Annotated in this window: 7 protein-coding genes; 5 read left to right on the forward strand and 2 right to left on the reverse strand. The window is 63.3% G+C overall.

From position 1 onward, the window contains the following. Positions 1-131: 131 nt before the first annotated feature. Positions 132-1,166, forward strand: a complete 1,035-nt coding sequence (selD, locus tag BLP99_RS02250) for a selenide, water dikinase SelD (RefSeq protein WP_072388779.1) — start codon at positions 132-134, stop codon at positions 1,164-1,166. Then, positions 1,166-2,269, forward strand: a complete 1,104-nt coding sequence (gene mnmH, locus BLP99_RS02255) for a tRNA 2-selenouridine(34) synthase MnmH (RefSeq protein WP_072388777.1) — start codon at positions 1,166-1,168, stop codon at positions 2,267-2,269. The genes selD and mnmH overlap by 1 nt, the downstream gene beginning before the upstream one ends. 116 nt (positions 2,270-2,385) lie before the next feature. Here the strand turns inward: mnmH and BLP99_RS02260 are convergent, their stop codons facing one another. Continuing rightward, on the reverse strand, positions 2,386-3,438 hold the full coding sequence (locus tag BLP99_RS02260) for a permease (RefSeq protein WP_072458017.1): 1,053 nt from the start codon (positions 3,436-3,438) through the stop codon (positions 2,386-2,388). A gap of 90 nt (positions 3,439-3,528) precedes the next feature. After that, on the reverse strand, positions 3,529-4,203 hold the full coding sequence (locus BLP99_RS02265) for a histidine phosphatase family protein (protein ID WP_072388773.1): 675 nt from the start codon (positions 4,201-4,203) through the stop codon (positions 3,529-3,531). Between the two features lie 357 nt (positions 4,204-4,560). Between BLP99_RS02265 and BLP99_RS02270 the strand changes: the two genes are divergently transcribed. The 3 genes from BLP99_RS02270 to BLP99_RS02280 all read left to right on the forward strand — a co-directional run bounded on the left by BLP99_RS02270 (position 4,561) and on the right by BLP99_RS02280 (position 7,356). Continuing rightward, positions 4,561-5,259 carry a glutathione binding-like protein gene (locus BLP99_RS02270; protein WP_072430567.1) on the forward strand — a complete coding sequence of 233 codons (699 nt, stop codon included), beginning with the start codon at positions 4,561-4,563 and terminating at the stop codon, positions 5,257-5,259. 8 nt (positions 5,260-5,267) lie between these two features. Beyond that, positions 5,268-6,113: a PhzF family phenazine biosynthesis protein gene (locus tag BLP99_RS02275; RefSeq protein WP_072388770.1), complete on the forward strand. Its 846-nt coding sequence runs from the start codon at positions 5,268-5,270 to the stop codon at positions 6,111-6,113. Between the two features lie 160 nt (positions 6,114-6,273). Beyond that, positions 6,274-7,356: a DUF1615 domain-containing protein gene (locus tag BLP99_RS02280; RefSeq protein ID WP_072388768.1), complete on the forward strand. Its 1,083-nt coding sequence runs from the start codon at positions 6,274-6,276 to the stop codon at positions 7,354-7,356. Positions 7,357-7,485: the final 129 nt, after the last annotated feature.

Genomic DNA, 7,485 nt, shown 5'->3' on the forward strand with positions numbered 1-7,485 from the left:
TGATGTTCAAGTGATTCCGGGCATCGATGAAAATTCCATCGGTAAGGCCCGATGGATGCGCCATCGGCGTGAGCACCGAAGCATCGGCGTTGCTGTAGAATCGCCCATCTTGACTGACAAGAGGTATGCCCATGAGCGAGCCTATTCGCCTGACCCAGTACAGCCACGGCGCCGGTTGCGGTTGCAAGATTTCGCCCCAGGTGCTGGAAGTGATCCTGGCCGGCAGCGGCGCGCAGAACCTCGACCCCCGGCTGTGGGTCGGCAATGCCTCCCGGGACGATGCTGCGGTCTACGCCATCGACGAGGAGCGCGGGGTGGTATCGACCACCGACTTTTTCATGCCGATTGTCGACGATCCGTTCGATTTCGGTCGCATCGCCGCCACCAATGCCATCAGCGATATCTACGCCATGGGCGGTGATCCGTTGATGGCGATCGCCATTCTCGGCTGGCCAGTCAACGTGCTGGCCCCGGAGATCGCCCGGGAAGTGATTCGCGGCGGTCGTTCGGTCTGTGACGAGGCGGGAATCCCATTGGCAGGCGGTCATTCCATCGACGCGCCCGAGCCGATCTTCGGCCTTGCCGTCACCGGACTGGTGAGCAAGCGCCACATGAAGCGCAACGACACCGCCACCGCTGGCTGCCTGCTCTACCTGACCAAGCCCCTGGGCATCGGCATCCTCACCACGGCGGAAAAGAAGGGCAAGTTGCGGGCCGCCGACGTGGGCCTGGCCCGTGACTGGATGTGCACCCTCAACAAGCCCGGCAGCCGCTTCGGCAAGCTCGACGGCGTCATGGCGATGACCGACGTCACCGGTTTCGGCCTGCTCGGACATCTGGTGGAAATGGCTGACGGCAGCGGGCTGACGGCGCGCATCCGCTATGACGCGGTACCGCGTCTGCCAGGCGTCGAATACTACCTGGACCAGGGCTGCGTGCCAGGTGGCACGCTGCGCAACTATGACAGTTACGCCAGCAAGATCGGTCGACTCCAGGAGTTGCACAAGCGAGTCTTGTGCGATCCGCAGACCAGCGGCGGATTGCTGATCGCCGTCACCCCGGAGGGGAACGAGTCCTTCCTGGCCATGGCCGCAGAGCTGGGCCTGGCACTGGAGCCGATTGGGGAACTGGTGGAACGACAGACAAACGCGGTCGAGGTGTCCTGATGTCCAGTGACATTACCGATTACCGCGATATCTTCCTCAACGACCGGCCAATGATGGATACCCGCGCGCCCATCGAATTCCACAAAGGCGCGTTCCCCGGCGTGGTCAATCTGCCGCTGATGACGGACAACGAACGCCAGCGTGTCGGTACCTGCTACAAGCAGCAGGGCCAGCAGGCGGCCATTGTGCTGGGGCATCAATTGGTCAGCGGCGAGATCAAGGCGCAACGCATCGAGGCCTGGGCGGCGTTCGCCCGGGCTCACCCGGACGGCCTGCTGTACTGCTTTCGTGGTGGGTTGCGCTCGCAGATCGTCCAGCAATGGCTCAAGGACGAAGCGGGTATCGAGTATCCCAGGGTCGGCGGTGGCTACAAGGCCATGCGTACCTTCCTGCTGGACACCGTCGAGCAGGCGGTTGCCGAATGCGACCTGGTATTGCTGGGGGGCATGACCGGCACCGGCAAGACCGAAGTGCTGAACCAGCTGGGCAACGGCCTGGACCTGGAAGGCTACGCCAATCACCGGGGTTCCAGCTTCGGCAAACGGGCTACCGGACAGCCTTCGAACATCGATTTCGAGAACCGCCTGGCGGTGGATGTGCTGAAAAAACGTGCCGCCGGTATTGGCCAGTTCGTGGTGGAAGATGAAAGCCGCATGGTGGGCAGTTGTGCCTTGCCGCTGCCTTTGTACCAGCGCATGCAGCAGGTTCCCATGGTCTGGCTCGAAGACAGCGTGGAGCGGCGGGTCGAGCGGATCCTGCGCGATTACGTCGTCGACTTGAGCGCCGAGTTTGTCGCCGTGCATGGCGAAGAAGGGTTTGCGTTGTTTTCCGAGCGCTTGCTGGCGAGCCTGGACAACATCCACAAGCGCCTGGGTGGCGATCGCCATCGTCGCTTGATGGCGATCATGGAAGCAGCCCTGGCCGAGCAGGCCGATAGCGGTGCCGTCGACCTGCATCGCGGCTGGATCGAAGGCTTGCTGCGTGAGTACTACGACCCGATGTACGTGTTCCAGCGGGAGAAGAAGGGCGGGCGGATCGAGTTTTCCGGGGAGCAGGCGGCGGTGCTGGAATATCTGCGTGAGCGGGCGTCCCGCCAGGGCTGAGCTCGGCGGAGGATGCGTTCAAGCCATCCGGCATGAATGACAACCCTCTCCCGGAACGACTGTGAGGGCAGGCAAACCGGCCCTCACGGTCATTGCGCAGTGCAGTGCGGGGCCGGTTAGAGCAACACCGCCCCGATCAGCCCGAAGACAATGCCCACCAGTATGGTCAGCAGCGCCACAGTCACCAGCACGCGGGCGTCGAAGTCCTTGCGCAGCATCAGCAGCGACGGCAGGCTGATGCTCGGCAGGGTCATCAGCAATGCCACGGCCGGGCCGGTGCCCATGCCCAGGGACATCATCGTCTGGACGATAGGGATTTCCGCCGCGGTCGGGATCACGAACAAGGTGCCGACAATGGCCAGCGGTATCAGCCACACCAGGCTGTCGGCCATGGCGCCGTCGACATGGGGGAACAGCCAGACCCGCGCCGCGCCCAATACCAGCACCGCCAGCACATAGATCGGAATGGTGCTCCAGAACAACTGCCACAGGGTCCGGGCCCAGCGGAGCATGAAGGGTTGGGCATCGATCGTGCGGGCCTCGGCCACCGCTTCCACGGCGGCTTCGGGCAGGACTTCAGGCCGTGCGATGCGCTGGGCCACCATCGACACGCCAAACACCAGGACGATGCCCGCCACGAGGCGCAGGGCCGTGAAGCCCCAGCCCAGCACGAAGCCCATGAAGACCAGGGTGGCAGGGTTGAGCACCGGGTTGCCGATCCAGAAAGCCAGCGCCGCGCCCACCGAGACGTTCTGCCGGCGCATGCTGGCCGCTACCGGTGCGGCGCAGCATGAGCACATCATGCCGGGCAGGGCGAACAGCCCGCCGCGCAAGGTCGAGGCGAAGCCGGCCTGGCCGAACAGGCGCAACAGCCAGTCACGGGGAATCAAGACCTGCAGCAGGGAACCGAGGATCACCGCCAGTACCGCCGCTTTCCAGATGGCCAGGAAATACACCTTGGCGTAGGCGAGGGCGGCCATCAGTGGCGCGGTCTGGGCGTCGTTGAGGATGGAGTTGCCGATGTTGTGGCTGTCGGCGGCGACGAACGCCTTCAGGTAATAAGGCGACCACTTGACGTAGTAGAGGCCGACGCAGGCCACCAGCAGGAACAGGGCGGGTTTCCACCAGAACGACCAGCTCCGGTCGGGGGCGGCAGAGATTGGAGACATGAAGAGAGTCCGGTGAGTTGGAAAGTGGGCGCATCATACCTCAGCGTGCCCATTTCGTGATCGGCCCGGTTTGCAGGAAATGCCGGCAGGTCAGGTGGGACAGGTCTTCTGCCCGTTATCCAGGCCCTGCTTGTAGCTGCGGCTGGACAGGCTCGCCTTGCCGTTGTGCCAGGTCAGGGTCAGCACGTACAACGAATCGAAGTCCCCTGACGCCCAGTCGTCGGTAATGGTGTGCTTCCTGCCCATGGCCTTGGCGGCCACCTTGTTGATCAGTTCCGGCAGATAGCCATGGGACCAGGCGGTGTAGATCGTTGCGTTGTGGTATTTGTCGGCCATCAGCTCGCTCGCCAGGTCACTGGTGTCGTTGGCCGAATAGTCGATGTTGACGGGTAGCCCGAGCTTGATGGCGCTGGGGCTGATGGTCATCAGCGGCCGAATGTAGCTATAGGAATGATCCAGCTCACCTTCTTCGACGTTGCGGGTGGGATTGGCGGCGAACACGTAGTCGGCCTCGCCGAACCTTTCCGGCAACAGAGTCGCCAGGTCAATGGCGCGATTGAGACCCTGGCAGTTGAGTTGGCCCAGGCCGCCAGCGGGCTTCTCGGCGTGGCGCAGGAATACCAGGGTCTGGACCCCATCGGCCGGCTGGGCGCTGCTGACGCTGGACTCCAGCGACAGCGCCAGGCCGCAGGTGACCAGCAGTGTCGGCAACAGCAGCCATGGGCGGCGTTTGAAATGCCGGGCGAAACGCGAGGGACGGGTCATCGGATCATGGTCCTGGGCTGTCTCGAATCGGGTTGCGAACCGGGCTGACAAACCCTGGCAACGCAGAAGCCTGGGGCCTGCGTTGTTTTTCCCTGTCGTACATACCCGCTTCGAATCCTCCGGGCATTGCTCAGAGTCTCCTCGAACCCTTTGGTTCGATAGCGCCGCGGCATCTTCCTTGAGATTGGGGCAAACGTTAGCGACAGGATGTTGCGGATATAAGAAGAACCGATGTGATTCCCATGACGCGCCCATCTGGCCCGCGACTGAGGGAGTCGACCAAGGAACGATTCGCTGATGCCTGCCGAACCATCCTGAATTATGCTCCAGCATTTGCCATTCGTTGCGGAGCGCCCCATGCCCAACCTGACCCCATTCCCCATCACCCGGAAATGGCCCCCCCAGTACCCGGAGTGGATCCAGCTCTATTCCCTGCCCACCCCCAACGGCGTCAAGGTCTCCATCATGCTGGAGGAGATCGGCCTGCCCTACGAACCCCACAAGGTGGACTTTGGCAACAACGATCAGTTGTCCGCGGAGTTCCTTTCTCTGAACCCCAACAACAAGATCCCGGCGATCCTCGACCCCCATGGGCCGGGAGACCAGCCCTTGGCGTTGTTCGAGTCCGGGGCGATCCTGATTTACCTGGCGGACAAAAGTGGCCAGTTGCTGGCCCACGAATCGGCCGCACGCTATGAGACGATCCAGTGGCTGATGTTCCAGATGGGCGGGATCGGGCCGATGTTCGGCCAGTTGGGTTTCTTCAACAAGTTCGCCGGCAAGGACTATGAGGACAAGCGGCCTCGCGACCGTTATGTCGAGGAAAGCAAGCGCCTGCTCAAGGTGCTCGACGGTCGCCTGCAAGGGCGGGACTGGATCATGGGCGAGCGCTACACCATCGCCGACATCGCGACGTTTCCATGGGTGCGTAACCTGATCGGGTTCTATGAGGCCGGCGACCTGGTGGGGATCCGGAATTTCCCCAATGTAACGCGGGTACTGGAGCGCTTCCTGGCGCGGCCGGCCGTGGTGCGCGGCCTGAAGATCCCGGAGTGACCCTCTCGATGACGCGCCGATTCGATTTCAAGCAGCTGGATGTCTTCAGCGAAGTGCCGCTCAAGGGCAACCCGCTGGCCGTGGTGCTGGGGGGCGATGGACTCAGCGATGAGCAGATGATCGCCTTTGCCAACTGGACCAACCTCAGCGAAACCACCTTTGTGCTGGCTCCACGGCATCCGGCGGCGGATTACCGGTTGCGTATCTTCAGCACCTCCACCGAATTGCCCTTTGCCGGCCATCCGACCCTGGGCAGTTGCCATGCCTGGCTGCAGGCCGGAGGCGTACCGAAAGGGCAGGAGATCCTGCAAGAGTGCGGCGTCGGCCTGGTCAGGATTCGCCGCAGTGAACACGGCCTGGCGTTCCTGGCGCCGCCCTTGCTCAGGTCCGGCCCGCTGGACGCCGATATGCTCGAGCGGGTGCGCAACGGGCTTGGCTTGACGGCCGACGCCATTGTCGACGCGCAGTGGGTCGACAATGGCGCCGGTTGGCTGGCCCTGATGCTCAAGGACCGACGACAGGTCTTGGCGCTCAAGCCGGATTACCACCAATTGCTGGACCTGGCCGTGGGGGTCATCGCGCCTTGGGACCGGGCCGTGGACGGCGACGCTGCGCAATTCGAAGTGCGTGGTTTCATCGCCGGCGACGGCATGCCGGAGGACCCGGCCACCGGCAGCCTGAACGCCGGCCTTGCCCAGTGGATGCTGGGAAAGGGGCTGGCACCTTCGTCCTATGTGGTCAGCCAGGGGTTGACCATGGGCCGGGCCGGCCGGATCCATGTGGAACAGGTGGGTGAGGAGGTCTGGATCGGCGGCGCGGTGGTGACCTGCATCGAAGGGTCGTTGACCTTGTGAGCGGTACAGTGATGAACATCGGCAAGCCGGTTGGCGCGGGCTCTTGCGTGAGGTCGGCGGCCCATGGGGGGCCGGTGTCGAACGATAGGGCACTTTCGCGCAAAAGCTCACTCCCAAGGATGTCGAACCGTCGTCGGTATCATGAATCCGTTGGAGCCTTATGCAATTCAATCGTTGGTTGATCGGTCTTTGCGCAGCGTTGGCCCTGGCCGGTTGCGGCAGTCGCCAGCCGCAGGAACCTGAACGTCAGCCCGCCGAGGTCAAGGCACAGATCGTGCGGTTGTTGCCGGCCCGGCTCGCGGATCGCGAAGGTTGGGCCACGGACATCTACGTTGCGTTCGCGGCGCAGCGGATCGCTCCCACCAGGCAGAATATCTGCGCGGTGCTGGCGGTGACCGAACAAGAGTCCACTTTCCAGGCCGAGCCGCCGGTGCCAGGGTTGGGCAAGATAGCCCGGCAGGAAATCGACCGTCGCGCGGCGAAGCTGCACATCCCGGGGGTGCTGGTCAGCGCCGCGCTCCAGGTGCGCTCGCCCAACGGCAAAAGCTACAGCGACCGGCTCAATGGGGCGCGCAATGAAAAGGAGCTGAGCGGGATTTTCGATGATTTCATCGGCATGGTGCCGCTGGGCAAGACGCTGTTCGATGGATTCAACCCGGTACACACCGGTGGGCCGATGCAGGTCAGTATCGCCTTCGCCCAGGCCAATGCCCGGGATTATCCCTACGCGGTGGAAGGCTCGATTCGTCGGGAAGTGTTCAGCCGTCGTGGCGGGATGTATTTCGGTATCGCCCATCTGCTGGGGTACCCGGTGAGCTACACCGAGCCGCTGTATCGGTTCGCCGACTTCAATGCCGGTTGGTATGCCAGCCGCAACGCGGCGTTCCAGCACGCGGTGAGTCGTGCTTCGGGCATACCCCTGGCGCTCGACGGTGACCTGATCCTGCATGATTCGATCATGCCTGGCAGCACGGAGCTGGCCGTGCGCACACTCGCAAAGTCGTTGGGGATGCGCAATCCGACGATCCGCGATCAACTGGAGCTGGGCGACAGTCTGGCGTTCGAAGACAGCCAGCTTTACAAGAGGGTGTTCGAGCTGGCCGAGAAGGCCGAGGGTAAACCGCTGCCCCGGGCGGTCCTGCCGGGCATCGTACTCAAGAGCCCGAAGATCACGCGCAAGCTGACCACGGCGTGGTTCGCCAAGCGGGTGGATGAGCGTTACCGGCGGTGCATGGCGCGCTAGTGTGAATCCATGAAAAAGCCCGGTGATCGGACCGGGCTTCCATTGAGACACTGACGGGCATTACGGGGAACCGACAAGTCATACGCGGTTCTCGATCAGGCGGTCGGAGCCACCTTCGGCGACGCGGTT

The sequence above is a fragment of the Pseudomonas sp. NFACC32-1 genome, from assembly GCF_900101215.1.
Lineage (GTDB): Bacteria > Pseudomonadota > Gammaproteobacteria > Pseudomonadales > Pseudomonadaceae > Aquipseudomonas.